Below are 25,881 nucleotides of genomic sequence, written 5' to 3'. Positions count from 1 at the left end.
TGTCCCGAGCCAGGGATTACCCTTTCCCGGCCGGGGGCCTTCCATGCGGACCTCCCTTTGATATACTTACGGGCGTGGTTGCAGACGGGCCCCATTGCCACGGGAAAGGAGCCGCTGCACGTCATGCTGCCGCTACCCACGCGTTATACGCTGGCCGCGGGCGCTGCCGAGGGCGTGACCGAGCTCAACGCCTTCGACAACGCGCTCCTCGCGGCAGGTATCGGTAACCTCAACCTCATCCGGGTTTCCAGTATCCTTCCGGCCGGCGCCCGGCGTACCGAGTACCTGGACCTGCCTGCCGGTTCGCTGACGCCGACGGCGTACGGCACGCTCACCAGCGCGACGCCCGGCGAGCGCATCGCGGCAGCCGTGGCGGTGGCGGTCTCGGAGTCGGGGTTCGGGGTCATCATGGAGTTTACCGGGCGGTGCACCCGGGAGCAGGCGGAGGCGCAGGTGCGGGCCATGGCAGAAGAGGCGCTGGCCGGGCGCGGGCTTGCAGTACGAGAGCTCCACGTGCGAGCGGTGGATCACCGGGTCGAGCGGATCGGCTGCGTGGTCGCCGCGGTGGCTCTGTGGGGCTGACGGGCAAGGAGCGTGGCAGAGCGCCGTGGAGCTGTGGTTCACCGAGAAGCAGACCAGTGCGATCGGCCTTTCCTGCCGGGTCACCCGGACCCTGGAGGAGAGGCAGACCCGGTTCCAGCACCTGGCCGTCCTCGAGACGGAGCCATGGGGGCGCATGCTGGTGCTGGACGGCATGATCCAGTTGACCACGGCCGATGAGTTCGTGTATCACGAAATGCTCGCCCACGTGCCGCTGGTCGCTCACGGTTCCGCCAGGTGCATCCTGGTCGTGGGCGGCGGCGACGGCGGCACCGTGCGGGAGGCGTTGCGCCACCGGGAGATCGAGCGGGTGGTGCTGGCCGAGATCGATCCGGAGGTCGTGGAGGTGAGCCGGCGTTTCTTCCCGGAGCTGGCGGGCGGCCTGGACGACCCCAGGGTGGAGCTCGCCTTCGGCGACGGGATCGAGCACGTAGCCCGTCATCCCGGCGAGTACGACGTCGTCCTGGTCGATTCGACCGAGCCGGTCGGCCGGGCGGTGGGCCTGTTCGACCAGCCCTTCTACGAGGCGTGCCGGCGCGCGCTGCGCCCGGGAGGCATCCTCGTCGCTCAGACCGAGTCGCCTTTCTACAACCAGGACCTGGTGCGCCGCAGTCACAGCGCCATGAGCGCTGCTTTCGGCGAGCCGGCCCGGACGTACCTGGCTCCCATCCCGACCTACCCGAGCGGTCTGTGGAGTTTCACCGCGGCTTCGATCGGGCCCGATCCGTCGCGGCCGAGTGCACGCTACCTCGGCCGTGAAGCACCGTGGGAGCCTTCGAGCTTGCGCTACTATTCCTTCGGGGTCCATCAGGCCGCGTTCACCTTGCCGCCGTTCGTGGAGCAGCTGCTGGGGAGCCGAGCCTCGAAGACCGGCGCGGGGGCGGCGCGATGAGCGAGCGCGCGGGGCACGGCCAGGGGCGGGAAGCGGAGCAGGCGGGCCTGCCCGAGGCAGAGGGGACCGGGATCGTATGGCAGCGGACCACCCCGTTCCTCGAGGCGCACGTCTCGCCGGCGACGGCCCGTACGGTCATTGCCGGCATTCCTCTCGACCACACGACCAGCTTCCGCCCCGGCACCCGGGAGGCGCCGCGGCGCATCCGAGACGTCTCCGACGGGCTGGAGTCCTTCAGCCCCGGCTTGCACGCCGACCTGGCCGACCTCGGGCTCGGTGACTACGGCGACCTGATCCTGCCGTGGGGTAACGTCGAAAACGCCCTCGCTACCATCGAACAGGCCGGCCGTACCCTGCTTCACGACGGTCGCCGGGTGCTGACCCTGGGAGGGGAGCACCTCCTGACCCTGGGCATGGTGCGGGCAGCACTGGCGCGCTGGCCCGACCTGGCGGTGGTCCAGCTCGATGCGCATCTCGACCTGCGGGATACGTACCTGGGCGAGCGGCTCTCGCACGCCACCGTCATGCGCCGCATCCTGGAGATGGTGGGGCCCGGCCGGGTCGTGCCCATGGGAGTGCGGTCGGGCATCCGCGAGGAGTGGGCCATGTTCGAGGAGATCCGATCCCACCTGGCCCGCGAGCTGTCATGGAGGCCCGAGGACCCCGTCGCCCGGCAGGCCAGAGCCGTGGCCGAGTGGTTGAAGGGCCGGCCCTTTTATCTCACCATTGACATTGACGTGGCCGACCCGGCGGCTGCGCCCGGCACGGGTACGCCTGAGCCCGGGGGGCCGTCAGCGGCCGAGCTCCTGGAGGCGGTACGCGCGCTGGCGGGTGCCGGCCCGGTGGCGGTTGACGTGGTGGAGGTATGCCCCTCCAAGGACCCCTCGGACATCACCGCGCTCCTTGCCGCCAAGATCGTCCGGGAGGTGCTGTTGGCGGCGGCATTCCACGTCAGGGGGTAGAGTCCGACACGACTGGCGAATCGCTTCGCCGCGCAGGCCGTGCCCTGGGTAAGGCGCTGCGCCTGAGCTATGATTACCTGGGGATGGTGCTGGCGGGCTCAGTGGTCTGGTTCGTTGCGGGTCTGGTGCCGGCGGCCGCTTCCGTGACCGCCGCCGTTCGCCTCCCCTCCGTCGTCACCCTGGTAGGTGCCTTCGTCGTCGTGTCGGCCCTGGCATTCCCGGTTTTCACGACCGTGGTGGCGGTCAGCCGTGATCTCGTGGCGGGGCGAGAGGTGACGCTCAAGGATTTCTGGCTCGCATGGCGCAGCTACGGCGCCCGTAGCGCCGGTGTCGGGCTGCTGGGCTGGGGGGCGCTCGCCGTGTTGTGGGTCGACCTGCTCTTCTTCTTGCGGGCGCCCTGGACGGCGGCCAGGCTGCTCGCCGGCGTCTGGGTCTGGTTGCTGGCCTACGGGGAGGCGGTCATGGCGATCGCTCCCGGTATCCTGGTGCGCCTGGATCGGGGCGTGATCCAGGTGCTCAAGCAGTCGGCGCTCGTCGTGCTGGACAACGCCGTGACCGTTGCACTCATGCTGGCTGCCCTTCTCGTGCTGGCCGTCGTGAGCGTGCTGCTCGCGGCACCCCTCATGCTGCTCTTCGCGGGCACCGGGGGGATGATCGTGGCTACGGTCGTCGACGAGATCGTGCAGCGCTACCGTGAGCTCGGGGGAAGGGTAGGAGATTGACGGTGCTCGCCAATAGCCGGCGCGTCGAGGGCTTGAAGACCCGCTTCATCTTCATCACCGGAGGCGTGGTGTCCAGCCTGGGCAAGGGCATCACCGCGGCCTCCATCGGGAGGTTGCTGAAGAGCCGGGGGCTCTCGGTGAGCATCGCCAAACTGGATCCGTACATCAACGTCGACCCGGGCACCATGAGCCCCCTGCAGCACGGGGAGGTCTACGTGACCGACGACGGGGCCGAGACCGACCTCGACCTCGGGCACTACGAGCGATTCATCGACGTCAGTCTCTCCAGGCTCAACAACGTGACCGCCGGTACCATCTACTGGTCGGTGATCACCCGAGAACGCCGGGGCGACTTCCTGGGCGGCACCGTTCAAGTCATCCCGCACGTCACCAACGAGATCAAGGAACGGATCTTGCGCCTGGCCGGCGAGCCTCCCGTCGACGTGGTGATCGTCGAGGTGGGGGGCACGGTAGGCGACATCGAAAGCCTGCCATTCCTGGAAGCCATTCGCCAGCTACGCACCGATCTGGGGCGGGATAGCTGCTTTTACGTCCACGTCACGCTCGTCCCGTACATCCGGGCTTCCGGGGAGCTCAAGACCAAGCCCACGCAGCACAGCGTCAAGGAGCTCCGCAGCATCGGCATCCAACCGGACGCGATCGTGTGCCGTTCGGATCGGCCGCTGACCGAGGAGATCAAGGCCAAGATCGCGCTCTTCTGCGACATCGAGCCGGACGCCGTCATCCCCAACCCGGACGCCGAGAGCATCTACGAAGTGCCCCTCACCTTCGCCCGGGAGAGGCTCGACGAGATCATCCTGGAACGGCTCAAGCTGCCCGGTCGTCCCCGGGACCTCGGCGAGTGGGAAGAGATCGTCCGCCGCATCCATGAGCCCAAGCACCGGGTCGAGGTGGCCGTCGTCGGCAAGTACGTGGCGCTGCCCGACGCTTACCTCAGTGTCGTCGAGGCTCTCAATCACGGGGGCATCGCAAGCGACGCCCGGGTCGACATCCGGTGGGTGGACTCGGAAAAACTGGAAGAGGTCGACGACCCGGGCGAGTACCTGGGCGGCGTCGGAGGGATCCTGGTGCCGGGGGGCTTCGGCTCCCGGGGGATCGAGGGGAAGATCCGGGCGGCGCAGTACGCCAGAGAACGGGCCATCCCGTACCTCGGCCTGTGCCTGGGGATGCAGGTGGCGGTCATCGAGATCGCTCGCCACGTTGGCCATCTGGAAGGGGCCAACAGCACGGAGTTCGATCCCAACACGCCGCACCCGGTCATCGACCTGATGCCGGAACAACGCGAGGTCGCCGACAAGGGCGGGACCATGCGCCTGGGTCTGTACCCTTGCCGCCTGGCAGAGGAGAGCATCAGCCGGGAGCTGTACGGCACCGAGCTCGTATACGAGCGGCATCGCCATCGCTACGAGGTCAACAACGCCTACCGGGAGGTGCTCGAGCGGTGCGGCGTGCGGTGGGCCGGCACCTCCCCGGACGACCGGCTCGTCGAACTGATGGAACTGCCGGGCCATCCGTTCTTCGTTGCCAGCCAGTTCCACCCAGAGCTGCGCTCCAGGCCCAACCGGCCGCATCCTTTGTTCCGGGGGTTCGTACGCTCGGCCCTGGAGTATGCCGGGCAGGGCTCCGCCCGCCTTGTAGGGCGTTCGGGTGGTCTGCTATAATGCCCGCGAGAGAGGCGTGTTGCCTCGAGTGGCGGCGCGAAGTTCGCAAGACCCTGCCGTTGCACCGCAACCTTCGCACGGAGGCCTTCATAGCCTAGAGTCCCCAGCTTCGGCAGCCGGGATCAGTGCTTCCCGCATCCGCCCGGCGGGCGGGACCGAGGGGTGAGCGCCATGCTCCGGATGAAGGTCAAGGTCGTAGGGCTCGACCAGAACACGATGGTGCCCGTGGTGGTCATCACCGATAGCGACGAGAAGGGGTTCATCCCCATCGTCATCGGACCGCCGGAGGCACAGGCCATCACGCTGGCGATGGAGGGGTCGAAGCCGCCGCGCCCGCTGACCCACGACCTGATGAAAAACCTCCTGGATGCCCTGGGTGCCAAGGTGGACCGTGTGGTCATCTCGGAGCTGCGTGACGAGACCTATTACGCCCGCATCTACCTCAAGACCCGTGACGGCCAGGTGGACGTGGACGCCCGGCCGAGCGACGCGATTGCGCTCGCGTTGCGCACTGACGCGCCGATCTTCATCTCCGAGGAAGTGGCGGCGAAGGCGCTGATCGCGAGCAAGCCCATCGATGACGAGGAGATGGAGGAGTTCCGCAGGTTTCTGGATAAGCTTACGCCGGAGGATTTCGAGAAGCATTTACACTAGGTGCTAACCAGCCGATCTGCGGGGTAGGATCGGGTTCGACCGTTGGCGGCCAGCTGCGCGGAGCGTCCTCGTGCCACCGCGTCAGGGTGAGTTCGTTCCGGGTGATTCTTGGGGTTTCGGATCTTCTTTTTTGACGTTCCCCTGGAATGGCATGGTCCTCGTTTGCTGTTTCCAGTTCCGGCCTGGCGGGTAGTTCCGGCCCGGCGGCGTCGATCTGTGACGGACGGGAGCGAGTGCAAGGTGACGATTGCCGAGCTTCAAGGCAAGAGCAGTGCCGAGCTGCACGAACTCGCGAAAGAGTTGGGGGTGACGGGCTACACCAAGTTACGCAAGAGCGACCTCATCCGGGAGATCCTCCGGGCCCAGACCGAAAAGGACGGGTTGACCCTGCTGGAGGGGATCCTGGAGATCCTGCCGGACGGCTACGGCTTCATGCGGGTGCAAGGGTACACGCCCGGCCCCAACGACGTCTACGTGTCGCCCTCGCAAATCCGGCGCTTCAGCCTGCGCACGGGCGACTCGGTGATGGGGCAGGTGCGACCGCCCAAGGAGAGCGAGCGGTACCACGCGCTCCTCAAAGTGGTCGCCATCAACATGCTCGACCCGGAGAAGGCCCTCAACCGGCCGGTCTTCGACGACCTGACCCCGGTGTACCCCAACGAGCGGTTGCACCTGGAGGTCGGCCCCAAGGAGATCGCCATGCGGCTGGTCGATATCATCGCTCCTCTCGGCAAGGGCCAACGCGGTCTCATCGTTTCCCCCCCGAAGGCAGGAAAGACCACGGTGCTGAAGAAGATCGCGAACAGCATCAGCACCAACCACCCCGAGGTCGACCTCATCGTCCTGCTGGTCGACGAGCGACCCGAGGAGGTCACCGACATGAAGCGGTCGGTCGACGGTGAGGTGGTCAGCTCTACGTTCGACCTTCCGCCCGAAAACCATGTGCGGGTGGCCGACCTGGTGCTGGAGCGAGCCAAGCGTCTGGTGGAGCACGGGCGTGACGTCGTGCTGCTGCTCGACAGCATCACGCGTCTTGCCAGGGCCAACAACCTGGTGGTGCCGCCCAGCGGCCGGACCCTTTCGGGCGGCGTCGACCCGGCGGCATTGCACAAGCCCAAGCGCTTCTTCGGCGCCGCTCGGAATATCGAGGAGGGCGGCAGCCTAACTATTCTGGCGACGGCGCTGATCGATACGGGCAGCCGCATGGACGAGGTGATCTACGAGGAGTTCAAGGGTACGGGCAACATGGAGCTCCACCTGGACCGCCGGCTCGCCGAGCGGCGCATCTTCCCGGCCATCGACATCTACCGCTCGGGCACCCGCAACGAGGAGCTGCTCCTCAACGAGCGGGAGCTCGACATGATGTACATCCTGCGCAAGGCGCTGAGCTCGCTCGGTACGGCGGAGACGACCGATCTGCTCATCGACCGGTTGCTCCACACGAAGAGCAACCAGGAGTTTTGCGATCTGATCATCAAGTCCGCCTTCGCGGAGAACGTCCGGGCCTGAACGGGCTCCCTCGCGGCAGAAGGGCCGTAGCCGCGGAGGCGCCGGCCGGGTAACACCGACTGGCAAGATCCGGCGACACCGGTGAATTCGACCGGGGGGAGGGGGTTGCGGTTGCCTCCGGCGCACCGCGGCGGGCCGGCGTACCTCGGGCTCAGTGAGGACGAGCCGGCCCTCACATGGCCACCTCCGAGGGCAGCAACCCGAGGTGGAGCTGGGCGCGGAGCCCTGGCGCTCGTCGTCATGGTAGCGGCCGTGGCGGGCTGGCTCAAGGGGGCCCCGCTGCTCGACGGCATGCTCTCCGGCGTCCAGGGCGAGGTGGTCGTGCCATCGACGTTGGGTTACGCAGGTGTAGCTCGGCTCCCCGAGGGTGGGCCATCCCGCAGGGGGCGCGCGCCCGGCGATGCAGCAGGCGCGGTTGGCGCGGGCGGGTCCGACCCGCCGGCGGCCCCGGCCGAGCAGTCAGAGGCAGTAGCCGGGGACGGTGCGGCCCAAGCCACGAGGGATGTGCCCCGGCAAGACGAATCGCCATCGGGACCCTCCTCATCGAGCAAGCCCGCCGGCATCCGTATCTACACCCACCAGGTACAGCCAGGTGAGACCCTGTGGGACATCGCCCAACGATATGGCACGGACGTCGACACCGTGGCGTCCGCCAACGGGTTGTACGATCTCGACTACCTGAAGCCCGGCCAGGTGCTCGACGTACCCAACGTGCGGGGGGTGGTCCATACCGTCGGGCGCGGGGAAACCCTCTCGCAAATCGCACGGAGTTACGGGGTGAGCGTGGACCGCATCGTCAGGGGCAACGCAATCGTCGACCCCGACCACCTGACACCCGGCATGCGCATCGTCATCCCCGGAGCCAGCTCGCGGACCGTCGACCGTTTGGTCGTGGCGGGCCGCCTGCAACGGGCCTTTTCCTGGCCTGCACGTGGCGGGATCTCCTCGCCGTTTGGGTGGCGCTGGGGGCGGATGCACGAGGGGATCGACATCGCGGTCAACACCGGGACCCCGGTACGGGCGGCGGCACCGGGCCGGGTCGTGTACGCTCGCTGGGGCGGCAGCTACGGGTACCTGGTGAGCGTCGATCACGGGGACGGCGTGGAGACCCGCTACGCCCACAACTCGCGCATCGTGGTGCGGGAGGGGCAGGCGGTCCGCAGAGGGCAGGTCCTGGCGTACAGCGGCAACACCGGCAACTCGACGGGCCCGCACGTCCACTTTGAGGTGCGCTTCCGCGGGCGGGCGGTCAACCCGCTGGCTTATCTCCGTTAGCTCTGGTATAATCCCCGCTGTAGTCTGGCCGGCCGACGCGAGGCCGTGGAGAGAGCTGGAGAGCAACGTGAGAGCAGGCATTCATCCCGAGTATCACCTGACCACCGTGACGTGCGCGTGCGGCAACACCTTCGTGACCGGCTCGACGCGCGAAAACATCCGCGTGGAGGTCTGCTCGGCGTGCCACCCGTTTTACACGGGAGCCCGGCAGAAGATCGTGGACGCCGGGGGCCGCGTCGAGCGGTTCCGCCGGCGGGTGGAGCAAGCGAAGCAGGCCCGGCAGGGGGCGTCCGCCCGGAAGGCTGCCGTGCCGGGGCGGCCGCGCCGGAAGACGCCCGGCCGGTAAGAGGCAAGAGCCCGAGGCAAGAGCCCACGGCCCGGCGGGACAGGCCCGGGCGGTCCTGCGGGCAAAGCAGGCGGCACCCTGGAGGGTGCCGCCTTTTTTCGTCGTTCCATGCCAGGCTTGCGGTCCGATCGCGCCGCGGGGGCTTGACGGTCCCGAGCGACCTGGTATCCTAGCAGTGTGCACACTTATGTGCACATCGTGAAGGCCGGGAGCCTCGACCGTGGATGACCTGCCCCAGCTATGGCGCGTCGGCGACAAGGTGATTTCCCGGGAGAAGCTGCTCCGCAGCATCGACCGCATCATGGCCATGAGGGCTCGGGGTGCCTCCCAGCAGGAGGCGGCCCGGGCGTGTGGCGTCGACCGGAGTTTCGTCTCCCGGCTGGAGGCCCTCGGGGAGATCCGCAAAGGGGCCCGCATCGCGGTGGTCGGATTCCCCGTCGCCAACCGCGACGAGCTCGAAGCGGCCGCGCGCGACGCGGGCGCCGAGTGGGTCCTGCTGATGAGCAACGAAGAGCGGTGGCGCTATGCCCGCGAGCGTCCCGGCGACCGGCTGTTCAACGAGATCATGGAGCAGTTGTCTTACCTGTCCCGGTTCGACCGCGTCGTTTTCCTGGGATCGGACATGCGGATCCGCCTGGTAGAGGCCATCCTGGGGCCCGACCGCCTGATCGGCGTCAGCCTGGGGCCCTCGCCCCTGCAGCAAGACGTCCATGTGGATCCTGCCCGCCTGGCAGCGCTCATTGGTGAGGTGAAGGCTCGATGAAGCACGTGGTCAGCGTCAGCCTCGGCTCCTCCAAGCGGGACCATCGCTGGCAGACCGAACTGCTCGGCCAACCCATCATCGTCGAGCGGATCGGCACGGATGGCGACATGCAGCGGGCCATCGACCTGATCCGGGAGCTCGACGGCAAGGTCGACGCGTTCGGCATGGGAGGGATCGATCTCTACATCCGGGCGGGACGGCGCAAGTGGGCGTTCAAAGACGCGCTCCGCATCGCCAGAGCCGCACGCCTGACCCCGATCGTGGACGGGGGAGGCCTCAAGGAGACCCTCGAGCGATGGGTCGTGCAGTATCTGGTGACGGAAGGCGCCCTCCCGCTCGCCGGCAAGCGCACGCTCATGGTGTTGGCCGTCGACCGGTACGGGATGGCCGAGGCGCTGGTCGAGGCGGGCGCGGAGGTGCTCTTCGGCGACCTCATCTTCGGGCTGGGGGTCCCCATCCCCATCCGGTCGCTCCGGACCTTGCGGTGGCTGGCCTTTGCGATTGCGCCCGTCATCACCCGGCTCCCTTTCCAGCTCTTCTACCCGACGGGGCGCAAGCAGGAGGAGATAGTGCCCAAGTACGAGCGGTTCTACCGCTGGGCAGACGTGCTCGTCGGCGACTTTCACGCCATTCACCGCCACATGCCGGACCAGCTCGCCGGCAAGTGGGTCATCACCAACACCGTGACGGCCTCCGACGTGGAGGCGCTGCGGCACAGGGGTGTGGCGCTATTGTGCACGACCACGCCCAACCTGGGGGGCCGCTCCTTCGGGACCAACGTCCTCGAGGCGGCGCTGGTGGCGGTGAGCGGGCGCCGGCCCGAGGAGCTGACCTCCGACGACTACCGGCGCCTCATCCGGGAAGCGGGATTGAAGCCCCGGATCGAGGTCCTCGGAGACCGGAAGGTCGCCGAGGGCGGATTGGAGCTCCGGCCGCACGGAGCCCCGGCTTGACACCCTTCGCGGGTCGGTCCTATAATCGCGGTGCTGTAGGCAGGCAGAGTGGTCAGCGAGCACTGGCGCGGCTGCGGGCGCGCCAGTGCTCACGTACTGTCTGAGGGTGTCACACTACAGCAGCAGGGGGCGTGATGGAGGGTGTCTGGCCAGCAAGATGGCGAGATTCTGCTGACACCCGACGGCCTGCGCCGTCTGGAGCAGGAATTGGAGTACCTGCGCACGGTGCGCCGCCCTCAGGTGGCGGCGCGGATCAAGCAAGCGCTGGAGTTTGGCGACATCTCCGAAAACTCGGAGTACGACGCGGCCAAGGAGGAGCAGGCCGCGCTGGAGGCGCAGATTGCCCGGGTGGAGGGAATCCTCGCCCGGGCCCGGCTGATCGACACCGAGGAGCACGACGGCCAGGTGGTCACCGTGGGAGGGCGGGTGCGGCTCCGGGATCTCGAGACCGAGGAGGAGTTCGAGTTCATGCTGGTGAGCCCGGCAGAGGCCGACCCGTCAGAAAATCGCCTCTCCTACGAGTCCCCCGTCGGTAAGGCCATCGTGGGCCAGGAAGTGGGGAGCGTGGTCGAAGTGGACGCCCCGGCCGGACGGATCCGGTACCAAGTGGTAGCGGTCGAAAAGCCGGCATGAGCACCGACCGCCAGGTCCCAGCCGGCCAGCAAGCCCGCGAAGCGCCCGAAGCCCAGCGTCTGCCGGAGCAGGTGGCGGTACGCCGCAGCAAGCTCCAGGCGATGCGGGCTGCGGGCGTCGGTTTGTATGGGGCACCTTTTCGACCCACCCACCAGGCTGCCCAGATCGTCGCTTGCTTCGACCAGCTGGCAGGCCAGGATGTGGCGGTGGCGGGCCGGCTCATGGCGCTGCGGCTGCACGGGAAGGTCGGCTTCGCCGACCTTTGGGACAGTTCCGGCAGGATCCAGCTCTACCTGCGGGAGGAGCTCGTAGGGAGCGAGGCGTTCTCCTCCTTCTTCGACCTGGACCGGGGAGACATCGTGGGGGCCAGGGGCGAGGTCGTCAAGACCCGTCGCGGAGAGGTCAGCGTCGAGGTGCGCTCTTACCAGCCCATGGTCAAGGCGCTGCAGCCGCCGCCCGAGAAGTGGCACGGCCTCAAAGAGGTCGAGCTCCGCTACCGGCGGCGTTACGTCGACCTGATGGTCCATCCCGAGGTCCGGCAGATCTTCCTGCGGCGGGCCGCGATCGAGCAGGCGCTACGGGAGTTCTTCACGGCCGAGCGCTTCGTCGAGGTCGAAACCCCGATGCTCCATCCCGTGGCAGGCGGGGCCAATGCCCGGCCGTTCGTGACCCATCACAACACCCTGGACATGGATCTCTACTTGCGCATCGCCCCCGAGCTTTACCTGAAGCGCCTGCTCGTGGGAGGGTTCGACCGGGTCTTCGAGATCGGCAAGAACTTCCGCAACGAGGGGATCTCCACCCGCCACAACCCTGAACACACTTCCCTGGAGGCGTACGCGGCGTACTGGGACTACCAGGACATGATGAGCCTCACGGAGCGGTGTGTGGCCTACGTGGCCGACCGCGTCCTCGGTACCCGCAAGATCGAGTACGCCGGCCGCACGCTCGACTTGACTCCTCCGTGGCCACGCCTTTCCATGGTGGAGGCGCTGCGGCGCTACGCCGGGATCGACCTATCGAGCAACCGGGACGCCGCGGCCGCCAGGGCGATCGCCGCCCGCGCCGGGATCGCGGTGGAGCCCGATGCGACGTACGGGCGCGTGGTGGTGGCCCTGTTCGAGGGGCTGGTGGAGGAGCAGTTGTGGGGCCCGATCTTCATCACGGACCATCCGGTGGACGTCTCCCCTCTGGCCCGCCAGCGCCCGGACGACCCGGCCTTCACCGAGCGGTTCGAGCCTTACCTGGCGACGATGGAGATCGGCAACGGCTTTTCCGAGCTGAACGATCCCGACGAGCAGCGCCGCCGGTTCGAGGCCCAGGCCGCGCTGCGGGCCAGGGGAGATCAGGAGGCGCACCCTTTCGACGACGACTTCTTGCTGGCCCTGGAGTACGGGATGCCGCCCGCAGGAGGGCTGGGCATCGGCGTCGACCGGCTTACCATGGTGCTGACCGGCGCTGAGTCGATCCGGGAGGTCATCCTCTTCCCGCTGTTGCGCCCGGAGGAACCGGGCCGGGAGTGAAGCGCTCGGAACTTTTCGACCTCCCCCTTGCCTGCTCGGGAGGGTCGTGCTAGATTAGTGGGTGCGCCGGGGGACGGCGCCCGACCCACGTCCGAGCAGGATGCTGTGTCAGTCTCCCGTTGGACGATTGCCCGAGGGCACGTGTGGGTGCCCGGCAATCTTCCAGAAAGTGGAGCTTGCATGGCAGCCGGTGAAAGCGTAGACTGAGGTCTTGCCGCTCGGACACGGCGGCCGGTGATCCTTGAAAACTAAACAGTGAGCGTCTGGCGGGTCTGCGGCAGGGAGAGAGCAGACGGAGCGGCCGGACGGAGAAGGCTCCAGGCCGAGGAGGCCTGGTGATTCGGGAGTCAGGGATCAGGGGAGCTTCGAGGGCTTACGGATTGGCCGGTGCCCGGGGTCAAGCCTGCCGGCGATGCCGGTGGGGGCTTTGGGGACAGGCCGGTAAGCTTAGCGGAGAGTTTGATCCTGGCTCAGGACGAACGCTGGCGGCGTGCCTAAGACATGCAAGTCGAGCGGGCCGGGCCGGGCAACCGGGCCGGTCAGCGGCGGACGGGTGAGTAACGCGTAGGTAACCTGCCCCCGGGATCGGGATAACCCCTCGAAAGGGGGGCTAATACCGGAGGGGCTGGGGTTCGGGCATCCGGGCTCCAGCAAAGCCGCAAGGCGCCCGGGGAGGGGCCTGCGTCCCATCAGCTAGTTGGCGGGGTAACGGCCCACCAAGGCGACGACGGGTAGCCGGCCTGAGAGGGTGGTCGGCCACACTGGGACTGAGAGACGGCCCAGACTCCTACGGGAGGCAGCAGTCGGGGATCTTCCGCAATGGGCGCAAGCCTGACGGAGCGACGCCGCGTGGGTGACGAAGGCCTTCGGGTCGTAAAGCCCTGTTCGGGGGGACGAGCGAGGACGGTACCCCCGGAGCAAGCCCCGGCTAACTACGTGCCAGCAGCCGCGGTAACACGTAGGGGGCGAGCGTTGTCCGGAATCACTGGGCGTAAAGGGTGCGTAGGCGGGCCGTTAAGTCCCGGGTGAAAGCGCCCGGCTCAACCGGGTGAGGTCTCGGGAGACTGGCGGTCTGGAGGGCCGGAGAGGGTCGTGGAATTCCCGGTGTAGCGGTGAAATGCGTAGATATCGGGAGGAACACCAGTGGCGAAGGCGGCGACCTGGACGGTACCTGACGCTGAGGCACGAAAGCTGGGGGAGCAAACAGGATTAGATACCCTGGTAGTCCCAGCCGTAAACGATGGGTGCTAGGTGTGGGGGGCGTAGGCCTTCCGTGCCGGAGCTAACGCAATAAGCACCCCGCCTGGGGAGTACGGCCGCAAGGTTGAAACTCAAAGGAATTGACGGGGGCCCGCACAAGCGGTGGAGCATGTGGTTTAATTCGATGCTAACCGAAGAACCTTACCAGGGCTTGACATGCCTCGGGCGGCGGCCGAAAGGCTGGCTTCCCGCCTTCGGGCGGGCCGGGGCACAGGTGGTGCATGGTTGTCGTCAGCTCGTGCCGTGAGGTGTTGGGTTAAGTCCCGCAACGAGCGCAACCCCTGCCCGGTGTTGCTCCCGGTTCGGCCGAGCACTCGCCGGGGACTGCCGGCGACAAGCCGGAGGAAGGCGGGGATGACGTCAAATCATCATGCCCTGGATGCCCTGGGCTACACACATGCTACAATGGCCGGTACAGCGGGTTGCGACCCCGTGAGGGGGAGCCAATCCCTCAAAGCCGGTCTCAGTTCGGATCGCAGGCTGCAACCCGCCTGCGTGAAGGCGGAATCGCTAGTAATCGCCGGTCAGCATACGGCGGTGAATACGTTCCCGGGCCTTGTACACACCGCCCGTCACACCATGGGAGTCGGCAACACCTGAAGCCGGTGGCGCCAACCCGCCAGGGAGGCAGCCGTCGAAGGTGGGGCCGATGACTGGGGTGAAGTCGTAACAAGGTAGCCGTATCGGAAGGTGCGGCTGGATCACCTCCTTTCTAAGGAGTGCGACCCCACTCCCCAACGACCGGACGACCGCTTCGTCCCGCCCTCCGCTCCAGGACGCCAGACTCGCTCACTGTTTAGCTTTCAGGGATCATCGGCCCGGCGAGCGGGCGGTGTCTCCTGAGAGAACGCCAGCACCTTGAAAACTGCACAGTGCGTTTGTGAATGCCCAACGGGGCCGCAGAGGAGCGCGCGAGCGCGGCTTCTGTGGTGATTCGGCGGTCAAGCGAAGAAGGGCCTACGGTGGATGCCTAGGCGCCTGGGGCCGAAGAAGGACGGGGCAAGCGCCGAAACGCTCCGGGGAGCCGCAAGCGGGCGTTGATCCGGAGATATCCGAATGGGGCAACCCGCACCGGGTGATGCCGGTGCATCCGGCGCTGAATCCATAGGCGTCGGAAGGGAACCCGGGGAAGTGAAACATCTCAGTACCCGGAGGAAGAGAAAGCAACTGCGATTCCCTGAGTAGCGGCGAGCGAACGGGGAAGAGCCCAAACCGGCCGGATGGCAAAGCCCACCGGCGTTGTCCGGCCGGGGTTGGAGGGCTGTACGGCGGGTGGCGGTGGCCGCCCGGGCCGGGATGCGGGAGCGAGGCGAAGGGGTCTGGAAGGGCCCACCATAGCGGGTGAGAGTCCCGTAGCCGAAGCTTTGGCATCCGGGTGGTACAGTACCTGAGTACCACGGGGCACGAGGAATCCTGTGGGAAGCGGGGAGGCCCACCTCCCAAGGCTAAATACGCCAGGCGACCGATAGCGGACCAGTACCGCGAGGGAACGGTGAAAAGCACCCCTGACGGGGAGTGAAACAGAACCTGAAACCGTAGGCCTGCAAAGCAGTCGGAGGGCCAGGCCCTGACCAGGGCGGCCTGACGGCGTCCTTATTGAGGAACGGGCCGGCGAGTGGCGGTAGGCAGCGAGGGGAAGGGGCAGAAGCTCCGGACCCGGAGGGAAACCGAGTCCGAACAGGGCGACGAGTTGCCTGCTGCCGACCCGAAGCCGGGTGATCTACCCATGGCCAGGGTGAAGCCGGGTTAACCCCCGGTGGAGGCCCGAACCACGTGGTCGTTGAAAAGACCTGGGAAGAGCTGTGGGTAGGGGTGAAATGCCAATCGAACCCGGTGATAGCTGGTTCTCCCCGAAATCGCTTGAGGGCGAGCCTTCCGGGGGACGGTGGCGGAGGTAGAGCACTGATCGGGTGAGGGGTCGTTACGGCTACCGATCCCGTTCAAACTCCGAATGCCGCCATCGGGTCCGGAGGAGTCAGACGGCGGGGGATAAGCTTCGTCGTCAAGAGGGGAACAGCCCAGACCGGCCGCTAAGGTCCCGAAGTGCAGGCTGAGTGGGTAAGGATGTGGGGTCGCCCAGACAACCAGGATGTGGGCTTAGAGGCAGCCATCATTCAAAGAGTGCGTAATAGCTCACTGGTCAAGCGGCCCTGCGCCGAAAATGGAACGGGACTAAGCCTGCCACCGAAGCGCCGGACGGCCCGGGAGACCGGGTCGTGGTAGGGGAGCATTCCGCTTCCGGCGAAGCCCGAGCGCAAGCCCGGGTGGAGGGGGCGGAAGGGAGAATGTCGGCATAAGTAGCGACAAGGCCGGTGAGAATCCGGCCCGCCGAAAGCCGGAGGGTTCCTGAGCAAGGTTCGTCCGCTCAGGGTTAGTCGGGACCTAAGCCGAGGCCGAAAGGCGTAGGCGATGGGCAACGGGTTGATATTCCCGTACCACCTCGTGCCGTGACGAGCGAGGGGGGGACGCAGGGGGGCCAGCCAGCCCGGCGGTGGAGAGGCCGGGTCCAAGCGCCTAGGCGGGAGCGGCAGGCAAATCCGCCGCTCCACGACGCCGAGACGTGACGGGGAGCGCCCGCAAGGGTGCGAACTGGGGACGCCCGGACTGCCGAGAAAAGCCTCTAGCCAGGCACGAGGTGCCCGTACCGCAGACCGACACAGGTCGGCGAGGCGAAAAGCCACAGGCGCGCGAGAGAACCCCCGTTAAGGAACTCGGCAAGTTGACCCCGTAACTTCGGGAGAAGGGGTGCCCCGGTAGGGTGAGAGCCCCGAGCGGGCTCGAGCCCGAGGGGGCCGCAGGGAAACGGCCCAGGCGACTGTTTACCAAAAACACAGGTCTCTGCGAAGCCGCAAGGCGACGTATAGGGGCTGACGCCTGCCCAGTGCCGGAAGGTTAAGGGGAGAGGTTAGCCCGCCAGGGCGACGCTTCGAACCAAAGCCCCGGTGAACGGCGGCCGTAACTATAACGGTCCTAAGGTAGCGAAATTCCTTGTCGGGTAAGTTCCGACCTGCACGAATGGCGTCACGACCTGGGCGCTGTCTCAACGGGGGGCTCGGCGAAATTGTGGAAGGAGTGAAGACGCTCCTTACCCGCGGCTAGACGGAAAGACCCCGTGGAGCTTTACTGCAGCCTGGTATGGGATGCCGGTCGGGGATGTAGAGGATAGGTGGGAGGCGCAGAAGCCGGGGCGCCAGCTCCGGTGGAGCCGGCGGTGGAATACCACCCTTCTCGGGCGGGCGTTCTAACCCGGGCCCGTGATCCGGGCCGGGGACAGTACCTGGTGGGCAGTTTGACTGGGGCGGTCGCCTCCCAAACGGTAACGGAGGCGTCCCAAGGTTCCCTCAGCGCGGTCGGACATCGCTGCTGCGAGTGCAAAGGCATAAGGGAGCTTGACTGCGAGAGCGACAGCTCGAGCAGGCGCGAAAGCGGGGCTTAGTGACCCGGTGGTGCCGAGTGGAAGGGCCATCGATCAACGGATAAAAGCTACCCCGGGGATAACAGGCTGATCTCCCCCGAGAGTCCACATCGACGGGGAGGATTGGCACCTCGATGTCGGCTCATCGCATCCTGGGGCTGGAGTCGGTCCCAAGGGTTGGGCTGTTCGCCCATTAAAGCGGTACGTGAGCTGGGTTCAGAACGTCGTGAGACAGTTCGGTCCCTATCTGCCGCGGGCGCCGGAGATCTGCGGGGAGCCGTCCCCAGTACGAGAGGACCGGGACGGACGCACCGCTGGTGTGCCAGTTGTCCTGCCCGGGGCACGGCTGGACAGCTACGTGCGGACGGGATAAGCGCTGAAGGCATCTAAGCGCGAAGCCCACCCCTAGATGAGATCTCCCCCCTCCTCGGGAGGGTAAGACCCCTGGAAGATGACCAGGTGATAGGCCGGGGGTGTACGGCGGGTAACCGCCTCAGCTACCCGGTCCTAATCGGTCGAGGGCTTGACCGCCCGAAACCCGGCGGGCCGTTGCATGCGCACTGTGCAGCTTTCAGGGCGCTGGCCCCAAACCAGCGTAGCCCGTTCCCGGTGGCCATGGCGGAGGGGTCCCACCCGTTCCCATGCCGAACACGGCCGTGAAAACCTCCAGCGCCTAGGGTACTGTGCGGGCGACCGCACGGGAGAGCGGGTCGCCGCCGGGACAGCTGTAAAACCCTCACACGTCACGGCCTCGAGCCCACGAACGGATCCCACGAAAGGGGTCCCGGGTCGAGGCCGTGACGTTTTTGTGCCTCTGCGTGGAACGTCGTGAACTTCGGCGTCGTTTGCGCGGTCGGCAAGGGACTGGAGGTCATGGAGTTGATCCAGTTTCGTGGACAACCTGTGGCTAAGCAGCCGTAACGGGGGCTTCGTGGTGGAGGTACCACCTCCTCTCGAACTCGTCCGGACTCAGGTAACCCGGGGCCGAGTGGCGCCGATGGCAGCTGTAACAGCCCGCGGTTGAGCCGCCCCGTCTGTAGCGTGGCGAAGAAGCTCTCCGCCACCGCGTTGTCCAGGGCGTCGCCCACCGAGCCCATGGAGCCCAGGATCCTGGCCGCCTCCAGGCGGCGGAAAGCCATGGAGGGGTACGGGGCGCCGTGGTCGGAGTGATGGACCCGCTCGCCCCGGGGGCATCGATTCCGGACGGCCATGTCCAGGGCGTCGATGCCCCGCTCGGCCGTGGGCCGCTCTCCCATGGCCCCGCCCACCACGCGGCGGGAGAAGGTGTCGATGACCGTGACCCCCTACCACCACCCCTCTTCGGTGGGATGCTGGGTCAGCTCGGCTACCCAGAGCCGGTTGGGAACCGCTGCCGCTTCCGACGAAGACGGGCGCATTGGGAAGGAGTGGTCATCCGTGGCCCAACACGAGATCTGCCAAGTGGAGCTCTCGTCGGGCAACTTCGCGGCGTTGCGGCCGCCGCCCACCTGGCGTCACCGCCTTCCGGGGCCAAAGCTGCGCCGGGCGCGGGAGCCGGTTACGAGTAAACCGCTTAACTATTTTGCGCCCCGTGTCAAGGGGACTGGCAGCGGAAAGTGAACAGAAATCCTTGCGGCTGTGTGAGCCACCGGCCCCGCTTGTGATTACTCGCAGACTCAAGCAGACGGGCACCGTCTAACCGCAATCATATGAATGGGCTAGCTACAGCCGCATCGCAGCTGGATGACGCGGGGAGGCAGTGGGGACATCAGCAAGGGGGTTCGATAGACGGCAGGGTTCTATCTATAGGTCAGTAAGCAGCCTGGCGCCGTGCTGCACCCGCACGATTTCGACGACCGACCCATTGTCCCGAACCCGGTAAACCACGCGGTATCCCTGGCAGATGCGTTCCCGTAGCGAGGGCACCCCGAATTCGGGCACCATGCGACCCAGGCCAGGATATGACGCTATCTCCTCGGCCAGCGTTACGATGCGGCTGGCCAGTCGACGGGCGTAGTCTGGTGAGTCTCGTGCTATGTAATCGACGATAGCTTCGAGATCGTCCACGGCATCGGGCGACCACCTCAGGAGAGCCACCGCTTCAGGTGCTCCTTGGCCTCTTCATGGGATAGGGCTTTTCCCTCGTCAAGGTTCTTCAGGCCACGCTCGACGGCCAGTCGGAAGTAGAGCTCCCGCATGATGTCGTCGAGTGTGACGTTGTCCGGGAGCTCCCGGATCATCCGGATGACATCCTCCTTTACACCCACGGCCATCAGTCCCACCTTCCGGTTGGATCCAGCATGCCCTCTGTCCATCGACCGTCATTTCGTGGCCGGCCGGGCACCTGCCTTGTTCGGTCAGACTGGAAATCGAATCCATTGTACCACATCCCGCTCGGGGGGGTGGGCGTCCCGTTTCTTGTGTACCATACGTGTTGCCGACCGACCACTGCCCTCATGCACGGGTACATCGAAGTCGGTTTCCCGGTTTCATGCCGATAGCTGTTCCGTGCAGTGCGTGGCCTTCGTGCATCTTTGGGACGGGGCTGCCTTGCTGTCTACGGGGTTCGTGGCCGCCCATGCGATGCGGTCCGCGTCTTGACGATGTTGCAAAAGTGGTCCGGGTCGCGGCCTTTGCGTAGGGCCACGTGGTAGCTCAAGAGGTGGAACAGGCTGAGCCACAACACGGACGCCAGCAATTCGTTCGCGTGCGGCGCCTCGAACTCCAGGTCGCCAAGGCAGCCTGCGCGTCGTCGGCCTCGTTGAAGCGGCCGCACGCCGCCTGCGGGGCCTCCACGGTTTCCCGGGTCTCCCCCGACTGGGAGAAGGCGAACAAGAGCCACTGCTCACCGACCAGGTGTGCGGCGTACGCCCGGAAGTCCAGCGAGGGCCACATCTCCACGGGCCGCCGGCACAGGCTCTGCATGGCATAGCGAAGCTCCTCGGACTGCAGGAACACCAGCAGCCTCCCACGGGGGCGCCGGATCGAGGCCGTGACGTTTTTGTGGTTCTGCGCGGTGCGTCGTGGACTTCGGCGTCGTTTGCGTGGTCGGCAAGGGATGGGAGTTCAGGGCTTCGTCTCCCAATGTTAACTCGAGTCGCCTATGGCCGGGCGGCGCGGACCCGGCACCTGCCTCATCCGGGGAACTGCGCCGAACTTGACAATTCCTTCCCCTCCGCCGGGCGGGGGGTACACTCTCAATGGCCCTGGCGCTCCGGTTCGGATGCAACCGTGAAGCGAGACCGCACCTCATCCAGAACGGCGCGTGGGCCTAGAATGAACAGCATGTCGCCAGCCTCAACCCTCGTGCTTCCGGTCGGTACCCGGTACTGCCCATTTCGGCTGAGCATGACAATGAGCGTTTCCTTCGGGAGTCCGAGTTGCGCCACGGGCTTTCCTGCCAGGGGAGACTCCAGCGGGACGGCCAGTTCCAGAAGCTCGCTGTCCATGGCTTCATTGGGTACCAGCTCCAGCGGCGAACGCCGTGGGACGCGTTCCGTTGCCGCCACCCCGAGCCACCGGGCAACGTACGGAACGGACGTGCCTTGCACAAGTGCCGACGTCAACACCACGAAAAAGACCACGTTGAAGATGGTCCGCGCGCCCGCAACCCCCGCCAACGTGGGCACCGTAGCCAGAATGATGGGGACCGCTCCCCTCAAACCTACCCAAGCCGCGAGCAGCGCCTCGCGCCAGCGCATTCCGAACAGCGGGACGATCCCCAGCACCGCCACTGGCCGAGCCACGAACATCAGGAACGTCGCCAGCGCCAGGCCCGGTCCTATCACGTTCGCGACCTCTCGGGGAAAAACGAGAAGCCCCAGGGTCAAGAACATGACGATCTGCCCGAGCCACGCGAGCGAATCGCTGAAGCGCATCAGGAAGCGCCGGTATGGAAGCCCGGAGTTGCCGATCACGAGGCCTGCGACGTAGACCGCCAGAAAGCCGCTGCCCCCAACGATGGCGACGAGGGCGTAAACGAAGACCGCGAGGGTCACGGCCAGCAGGGGATACAACGCTTCCTGTTCGAAGCGCATCCGGTGCAGCAACAACAGGCCAGCCCTTCCCAGCCCATACCCGAGGGCCCCGCCGAGAGCCATCTGTACCACGAAGGATGCCGCGAGGCGCACGGGGGACGTGCCGGGCGCCATGATCACCTGAACGAGGGCCGTGGTGAGAAAGACGGCCATTGGGTCGTTGCTGCCCGACTCCAGCTCGAGTAAGGGAGCCAGGCGCCCCCGGAGCGCGACCTTCTTGGATCTGAGCACCATAAAGACCGCAGCCGTGTCGGTGGAGGAGATGACCGCTCCCATTAGGAGCCCCTCCCGCAGGCCGAAACCCAGGGCACCCGCCGCGAAGAGGCCCACCAGCGCCGCGGTCAGGGCCACTCCTGCCGTCGAGAGCGCCACGGCTGGCCACAGCACGGGCCGCACCTGGTGCCAGTCCGTGTCCAGCCCTCCGGCGAACAGGATGACGGTCAGGGCGCTAACCCCGAGGAACTGGGCTAGCCAGGGATCGTCGAAGTAGATCCCACCGGGTCCATCAGATCCGGCCAGCATGCCCACGACGAGAAACAGCGCGAGGGCCGGAACGCCCAGCCGTCCGGCAGCCCGGGCGAACACCAGGCTGAGCCCGACGAGCACGGAAGCGGCCAGCAAGATTCGGTCGATGGGAGTCGATCTTAGGGCCTCGTAAGTGTCGAACGCCATCCCGGCTCCCCCGGCGATTCTACCGTACCATCTTCGGCGGCACGCCGGGGCCGACCTCGTGCGCCCTGAACTGAAGGCCGGCGAGCAGTGTGTGATTCCGAGCGCGACCGTGAAAACGGTGGGCGACCATGAGCGACGCCAGCCGGGCCTGCAGCCGACCTCGGCGACGACTTCGCCGTCTGTGACGGCCAGCGCGTCGAGCCACCGCTCGATGAGAGAACGGCGGGCCTGCTCGTGCTGGAACAGGCGGGCCTGGCGCATGCATTTGTGCGAACCGGACAGGGGCAAGGCCAACCGTGCCGAAGGATGCCCCCATGGCAAGCATCACGCTCTGGAGCTCCAGCTGTTACGTCTGCGGGCGGGAAAACCCCCGAGGCCTGCGAGCCACCGTGGTCGAGGAGAGTCCCTGGGCTTACGTCCATGTCGTCCCGCCGCCGGAGCTGGCAGGGTTACCCGGAGTGCTCCACGGGGGCATCGTGACCGCCTGCCTGGACGAGGCCATGTGGTATGCCGTGCACATCCACGGGACGGCCTCGGTCACGGCGAGGATCGACGTGCGGTTCGTGCGACCCGCGGCGCCGGGGGTCCCGTTGCTGGCCGTGGCTCTGGCGACGCCGCAAAGGGAGGGATCGGGCCTTTCCCGGCGAACCTCGTGGGCCGTGGCCAGGCTGGTGGACGAGCAGGGCCGGTTGATCGCCTCGGCCGCCGCTCGCTTCGTCCCGGTGGAAGTGCCGGCGCAGTGGCACCGCTTCATCTTCCGGGAGGTTGCGGCGCCGGGCCTGGTCGAGCGCTTGAAGGGGTGGCCGGGGGCACAGAGCCTGTGCAGGCGCCTCGAAGCTGCGGCCGCACAGAAGGAGAGGGAGACGTCTTGAGTCTGCTGGACGGCAAGATCGCCCTGGTGCTGGGGGTGGCCAACCAGCGCAGCATCGCCTGGGGCATCACGAAAGCCCTGGCGGCGGAGGGCGCCCGGGTCATCCTCACGTACCAGAACGAACGGCTCCGGGAGAACGTGCAGGAGCTGGCTCGCACCCTCGACGCGCCCACGTACGAGTGCGACGTGAGTGTGGACGAGGCCATCGCCCGGCTGATGCAGCAGGTCAAGGACGAGCACGGGGCGCTGCACGTCCTGGTGCACAGCGTTGCCTTCGCCCCGAAGGAAGCCCTGGAGGGGCGCTACGTCGATACGGGAAGAGAAGCGTTCCGGACGGCGCTCGACGTGAGCTGTTACTCGCTCGTCGCGCTGGCCCATTCCGCCGAGCCTCTGATGGCCGCTTCCGGCGGGGGCAGCATCCTGACCATGACCTACTACGGCTCGGAGAAGGTCATGCCCGGATACAACGTCATGGGCGTGGCCAAGGCGGCGCTGGAGGCCTCGGTGCGGTACCTCGCGTACGAGCTCGGCCCGTCGGGCATCCGGGTCAACGCCATCTCGGCCGGCCCGCTCAACACCCTGGCGGCCCGGGGAGTCTCTGGCTTCACCGAGATGCGCCGGTTCCACGCGGAAAGGGCGCCCCTTCGCCGCAACATCGAAGTGGACGAGGTGGCGAAAACCGCCGCCTTCCTCTCGAGCCCTTCGGCGAGCGGCATCACCGGCGAGGTGGTATACGTCGACGCCGGCTACCACATCATGGGCCTGTGACGCGCGACGCTTGCGCGGCTCCAGGGGCAAGGCTATAATAGCCCCGCAGAGTTTGGGGCCTTCGAGCGGCGTTCCTCGGTAGCTCAAGGGTAGAGCGCCCGGCTGTTAACCGGGGGGTTGCAGGTTCGAATCCTGCCCGAGGAGCCATTCTTTTTCCCTTCCCCGCGTAAGACCGCTGCCCTCCGGGCATCCTGTGATCCCGGGAGGGATCCTGGTGGCACCGGAGCAGTCGTGGTACGAGTGGAAAAGCTGGCTTGCCCAGGCGGTGGAGGCCGGCCGGGAGGTCGGCATGCGCTCGGGCGAACTGGTCAAGAACGCCGAGCGGATCGGGGACTTCCTCGCCCGGCACGTGGATCCGGCCAACCCGCAACAGCGCCTGCTCCAGGAACTGTGGAGCGTCGCGGACGAGGGCGAGCAGCGCGCCATCGCCTCGGCCCTGGTGAAGCTGGTCGACCAGGCCGACCGCAAGGGAGAGCGAGACGGTGGCCGGGAGGGCCATGGCCGCCTGACCCTGAGTTGAGGCGGCGGCGCGTGCGTGATGTTTGAAGCCGTCCGATCGCATCCCCTATAATCGAGTGTCGAGAGCGAGGGGGTGCGGCGCTCTTGATCGAGCTCGTCGGCGTTGGCAAGCAGTTCGGCCGGCGCTGGGCCGTGCAGGACCTCACCTGTTCGGTGGAGCAGGGCGAGGTCCTTGGCTTTTTGGGGCCCAACGGCGCCGGCAAGACCACGACGATGCGCATGGTGACGGGGTACATGCCCCCTACGACGGGCAGCGTCCGCGTCGCGGGTATCGATGCCCTCGACGACCCCGTCCGGCTCAAGCGGCGCGTCGGGTACCTGCCCGAGACCCCGCCGATCTACGGGGAGATGACGGTGCGAGGCTTCCTGCACTTCGTCGCGGAAATGCGCGGGGTGCCCCGACATCGCCGCCGGCGGCATGTCGATCACGTCATGGAGCAGGTCGGGGTAGCGGACGTAGCCGGCAGGCTGGCCGGGAGGCTCTCCCGGGGCTACCGGCAGCGGGTCGGGCTTGCAGCGGCGCTGGTAGGGGATCCTCCGGTCCTGGTGTTGGACGAGCCTACGTCGGGCATGGATCCCCAGCAGATCGTGGAGATGCGCCGCCTCATCAAAGACCTGGCAGGACGCCACACGGTGCTGCTGAGCTCCCACATCCTCCCGGAGGTCGCCAGCACGTGCCAGCGAGTCCTGATCATCAACAGGGGCCGGCTCATTGCCCAGGATTCGCCCCAGAAGCTTTCGTTGCGCCTCCGCCAGGGCCAGCGGCTGCGTCTGGAAGTCCGGGGAGAGCCCGCCCGGGTCGAGGCAGCGTTGTCCGAGGTGCCGGGAGTGCAGGACGTGCACCTCGCCTCTGGGGACGGCGAGTGGGCCCGGGATCGGGTGCGGGTCGAGTTGCAGCTGGCTACCGATGAAAGCGGAGCCTCCGGCGGCGGGACCGACCCCCGAGAGGCCATTTTCTTCGCGATGGCGCGCCACGGGCTGCCCATCCTGGAGATGCGCAGCATGGACCTCTCCCTCGAAGAGGTCTTCATGCAGCTGGTCACCCACGAAAACCTCGCCGGGCCTGACGCACAGGCACCCGGTACGGCGCAGCCCGGCCGTTGAGGTCGTGCGTAGAGGGGGTACAGCGAGGCTCCATGGCCGTCTACTACGTGTTCAAGCGCGAGTGGAAGCATTACCTCGTCTCTCCGCTGGCGTACGCGGCCGGCGTCGTGTTCCTTGCGATTTCGGGCTACTTCTTTTCCGTCATTCTCCTGGCGACGCGGGTCGCGGACATGCGTCCGTACTTCCTCAACCTGGGCGTCATCCTGCTCTTCGTCACGCCTCTCATCACCATGCGTCTTCTCTCCGAGGAGCGGCAAAACCACACCGACGAACTCCTGATGACCCTCCCGGCGACCCCGGCTCAGCTCGTGCTGGGCAAGTACCTTGCCGCCGTGGCGCTCTACGCCGCCCTGCTGGCGGTCACGGGCATCTACCCGGCCATCCTCTTCTGGCTCTCCCGGCCCGTACCCGGCCCGCTCATCACGTCGTACGTGGGGGCCCTGTTGCTGGGGGCGACGTTCCTGGCGGTCGGGGTCTTCACGTCGTCCCTGACCGACAGCCAGATGGTGGCCGGACTGCTCTGCTTCGGGCTGCTGCTGTTGTTGTGGGTGATCAACTGGCTTTCGTTCGCGACGAGCGGCACGGTGGCCGACGTGGCACGGTCTCTGGCCATCTTCGAGCGGTTCGACGATTTCACCAAGGGCCTGCTGGATCTCTCGCACGTGCTGTTTTACTTGAGCGCGATCTTCGTGATGCTGTTCCTCAGCGTCCGCAGCCTGGAGCGGCGGACGTGGATGTGAGC

Annotated in this window: 22 protein-coding genes, 1 tRNA gene, 3 rRNA genes and 1 pseudogene; 22 read left to right on the top strand and 5 right to left on the bottom strand. The window is 66.9% G+C overall.

Going from position 1 to position 25,881, the window contains the following annotated elements; translation table 11 throughout:
• The first annotated feature begins 123 nt into the window (after positions 1-123).
• From U7230_RS11510 to rrf, 16 genes and pseudogenes are all read left to right on the top strand, one after another.
• Positions 124-582, top strand: a complete 459-nt coding sequence (locus U7230_RS11510; RefSeq protein ID WP_324715979.1) for a pyruvoyl-dependent arginine decarboxylase — start codon at positions 124-126, stop codon at positions 580-582.
• A gap of 25 nt (positions 583-607) precedes the next feature.
• Complete coding sequence (speE, locus tag U7230_RS11505) at positions 608-1,492, top strand: polyamine aminopropyltransferase (protein WP_324715978.1); 885 nt, start codon at positions 608-610, stop codon at positions 1,490-1,492.
• Complete coding sequence (gene speB / locus U7230_RS11500; RefSeq protein WP_324715977.1) at positions 1,489-2,454, top strand: agmatinase; 966 nt, start codon at positions 1,489-1,491, stop codon at positions 2,452-2,454. The genes speE and speB overlap by 4 nt, the downstream gene beginning before the upstream one ends.
• Before the next feature lie 101 nt (positions 2,455-2,555).
• A complete protein-coding gene (locus U7230_RS11495) occupies positions 2,556-3,176 on the top strand; it encodes a YesL family protein (RefSeq protein ID WP_324715976.1) in 621 nt (206 codons plus the stop codon).
• A gap of 32 nt (positions 3,177-3,208) precedes the next feature.
• The gene (locus U7230_RS11490; protein WP_404980670.1) at positions 3,209-4,858 is read left to right on the top strand and encodes a CTP synthase; all 1,650 of its coding nucleotides are present in this window, start codon (positions 3,209-3,211) and stop codon (positions 4,856-4,858) included.
• 171 nt (positions 4,859-5,029) lie between these two features.
• Positions 5,030-5,512, top strand: coding sequence for a bifunctional nuclease family protein (locus U7230_RS11485; RefSeq protein WP_324718235.1), 483 nt, complete (start codon positions 5,030-5,032; stop codon positions 5,510-5,512).
• 240 nt (positions 5,513-5,752) lie between these two features.
• Positions 5,753-7,021 carry a transcription termination factor Rho gene (gene rho / locus U7230_RS11480; protein WP_324715975.1) on the top strand — a complete coding sequence of 423 codons (1,269 nt, stop codon included), beginning with the start codon at positions 5,753-5,755 and terminating at the stop codon, positions 7,019-7,021.
• A gap of 111 nt (positions 7,022-7,132) precedes the next feature.
• On the top strand, positions 7,133-8,296 hold the full coding sequence (locus U7230_RS11475; RefSeq protein WP_324715974.1) for a M23 family metallopeptidase: 1,164 nt from the start codon (positions 7,133-7,135) through the stop codon (positions 8,294-8,296).
• 67 nt (positions 8,297-8,363) lie between these two features.
• Positions 8,364-8,561, top strand: a pseudogene (gene rpmE / locus U7230_RS11470) (50S ribosomal protein L31); the annotation flags it as partial.
• A gap of 301 nt (positions 8,562-8,862) precedes the next feature.
• Positions 8,863-9,405, top strand: a complete 543-nt coding sequence (locus U7230_RS11465; RefSeq protein ID WP_324715973.1) for a hypothetical protein — start codon at positions 8,863-8,865, stop codon at positions 9,403-9,405.
• Complete coding sequence (locus tag U7230_RS11460; RefSeq protein ID WP_324715972.1) at positions 9,402-10,358, top strand: DUF8754 domain-containing protein; 957 nt, start codon at positions 9,402-9,404, stop codon at positions 10,356-10,358. Before U7230_RS11465 ends, U7230_RS11460 begins: the two co-directional genes overlap by 4 nt.
• Positions 10,359-10,499: 141 nt before the next feature.
• Positions 10,500-10,991 (top strand): transcription elongation factor GreA, encoded by a 492-nt coding sequence (gene greA, locus U7230_RS11455; RefSeq protein ID WP_324715971.1) that lies wholly within the window; start codon positions 10,500-10,502, stop codon positions 10,989-10,991.
• Positions 10,988-12,514, top strand: a complete 1,527-nt coding sequence (gene lysS, locus U7230_RS11450; RefSeq protein ID WP_324715970.1) for a lysine--tRNA ligase — start codon at positions 10,988-10,990, stop codon at positions 12,512-12,514. The genes greA and lysS overlap by 4 nt, the downstream gene beginning before the upstream one ends.
• 447 nt (positions 12,515-12,961) lie before the next feature.
• Positions 12,962-14,486, top strand: a 16S ribosomal RNA gene (locus tag U7230_RS11445).
• A gap of 227 nt (positions 14,487-14,713) precedes the next feature.
• Positions 14,714-17,720: ribosomal RNA gene (locus tag U7230_RS11440) — 23S ribosomal RNA — on the top strand.
• A gap of 74 nt (positions 17,721-17,794) precedes the next feature.
• Positions 17,795-17,911 (top strand): 5S ribosomal RNA (gene rrf, locus U7230_RS11435).
• The 16S, 23S and 5S rRNA genes sit together here, the layout of an rRNA operon.
• 21 nt (positions 17,912-17,932) lie before the next feature.
• On the opposite strand, the gene U7230_RS15540 is transcribed toward rrf, so the two are convergent.
• From U7230_RS15540 to U7230_RS11420, 5 genes are all read right to left on the bottom strand, one after another.
• Complete coding sequence (locus U7230_RS15540; protein WP_404980669.1) at positions 17,933-18,481, bottom strand: DDE-type integrase/transposase/recombinase; 549 nt, start codon at positions 18,479-18,481, stop codon at positions 17,933-17,935.
• Between the two features lie 490 nt (positions 18,482-18,971).
• The gene (locus U7230_RS15535) at positions 18,972-19,235 is read right to left on the bottom strand and encodes a type II toxin-antitoxin system RelE/ParE family toxin (RefSeq protein WP_404980516.1); all 264 of its coding nucleotides are present in this window, start codon (positions 19,233-19,235) and stop codon (positions 18,972-18,974) included.
• Between the two features lie 17 nt (positions 19,236-19,252).
• Positions 19,253-19,441 carry a hypothetical protein gene (locus U7230_RS11430; protein WP_324715969.1) on the bottom strand — a complete coding sequence of 63 codons (189 nt, stop codon included), beginning with the start codon at positions 19,439-19,441 and terminating at the stop codon, positions 19,253-19,255.
• Between the two features lie 382 nt (positions 19,442-19,823).
• Positions 19,824-20,126 (bottom strand): phosphoheptose isomerase family protein, encoded by a 303-nt coding sequence (locus tag U7230_RS11425; protein WP_324715968.1) that lies wholly within the window; start codon positions 20,124-20,126, stop codon positions 19,824-19,826.
• Positions 20,127-20,365: 239 nt separating this feature from the next.
• On the bottom strand, positions 20,366-21,877 hold the full coding sequence (locus tag U7230_RS11420) for a potassium/proton antiporter (RefSeq protein ID WP_324715967.1): 1,512 nt from the start codon (positions 21,875-21,877) through the stop codon (positions 20,366-20,368).
• A gap of 314 nt (positions 21,878-22,191) precedes the next feature.
• On the opposite strand from U7230_RS11420, the gene U7230_RS11415 reads away from it, so the two are divergent.
• From U7230_RS11415 to U7230_RS11390, 6 genes are all read left to right on the top strand, one after another.
• Positions 22,192-22,749, top strand: coding sequence for a PaaI family thioesterase (locus tag U7230_RS11415; protein ID WP_324715966.1), 558 nt, complete (start codon positions 22,192-22,194; stop codon positions 22,747-22,749).
• Complete coding sequence (locus U7230_RS11410) at positions 22,746-23,516, top strand: enoyl-ACP reductase FabI (RefSeq protein WP_324715965.1); 771 nt, start codon at positions 22,746-22,748, stop codon at positions 23,514-23,516. The genes U7230_RS11415 and U7230_RS11410 overlap by 4 nt, the downstream gene beginning before the upstream one ends.
• 72 nt (positions 23,517-23,588) lie before the next feature.
• Positions 23,589-23,663 (top strand) — tRNA-Asn (locus U7230_RS11405).
• A gap of 67 nt (positions 23,664-23,730) precedes the next feature.
• Positions 23,731-24,036: a DUF3243 domain-containing protein gene (locus tag U7230_RS11400; protein WP_324715964.1), complete on the top strand. Its 306-nt coding sequence runs from the start codon at positions 23,731-23,733 to the stop codon at positions 24,034-24,036.
• Positions 24,037-24,119: 83 nt separating this feature from the next.
• The gene (locus tag U7230_RS11395) at positions 24,120-25,139 is read left to right on the top strand and encodes an ABC transporter ATP-binding protein (protein ID WP_324715963.1); all 1,020 of its coding nucleotides are present in this window, start codon (positions 24,120-24,122) and stop codon (positions 25,137-25,139) included.
• A 32-nt stretch (positions 25,140-25,171) separates the two neighbouring features.
• Positions 25,172-25,879, top strand: a complete 708-nt coding sequence (locus tag U7230_RS11390; RefSeq protein WP_324715962.1) for an ABC-2 transporter permease — start codon at positions 25,172-25,174, stop codon at positions 25,877-25,879.
• Positions 25,880-25,881 lie beyond the last annotated feature (2 nt).

Source organism: Limnochorda sp. L945t (assembly GCF_035593305.1).
Taxonomy (GTDB): Bacteria; Bacillota; Limnochordia; order Limnochordales; family Geochordaceae; genus Carboxydichorda; species Carboxydichorda subterranea.
Note: the sequence above shows the minus strand (reverse complement) of the source record. Positions and strands in the feature narration are given on the sequence as shown.

Bases quoted from the DNA above. Each gene is read 5' to 3' on its own strand.
- U7230_RS11460 (WP_324715972.1), top strand. From the start codon at position 9,402: ATGAAGCACGTGGTCAGCGTCAGCCTCGGCTCCTCCAAGCGGGACCAT.
- speB (WP_324715977.1), top strand. From the start codon at position 1,489: ATGAGCGAGCGCGCGGGGCACGGCCAGGGGCGGGAAGCGGAGCAGGCG.
- U7230_RS11485 (WP_324718235.1), top strand. From the start codon at position 5,030: ATGCTCCGGATGAAGGTCAAGGTCGTAGGGCTCGACCAGAACACGATG.
- U7230_RS11430 (WP_324715969.1), bottom strand. From the start codon at position 19,441: ATGGCCGTGGGTGTAAAGGAGGATGTCATCCGGATGATCCGGGAGCTC.
- lysS (WP_324715970.1), top strand. From the start codon at position 10,988: ATGAGCACCGACCGCCAGGTCCCAGCCGGCCAGCAAGCCCGCGAAGCG.
- U7230_RS11510 (WP_324715979.1), top strand. From the start codon at position 124: ATGCTGCCGCTACCCACGCGTTATACGCTGGCCGCGGGCGCTGCCGAG.
- U7230_RS11420 (WP_324715967.1), bottom strand. From the start codon at position 21,877: ATGGCGTTCGACACTTACGAGGCCCTAAGATCGACTCCCATCGACCGA.
- U7230_RS11390 (WP_324715962.1), top strand. From the start codon at position 25,172: ATGGCCGTCTACTACGTGTTCAAGCGCGAGTGGAAGCATTACCTCGTC.
- U7230_RS11415 (WP_324715966.1), top strand. From the start codon at position 22,192: ATGGCAAGCATCACGCTCTGGAGCTCCAGCTGTTACGTCTGCGGGCGG.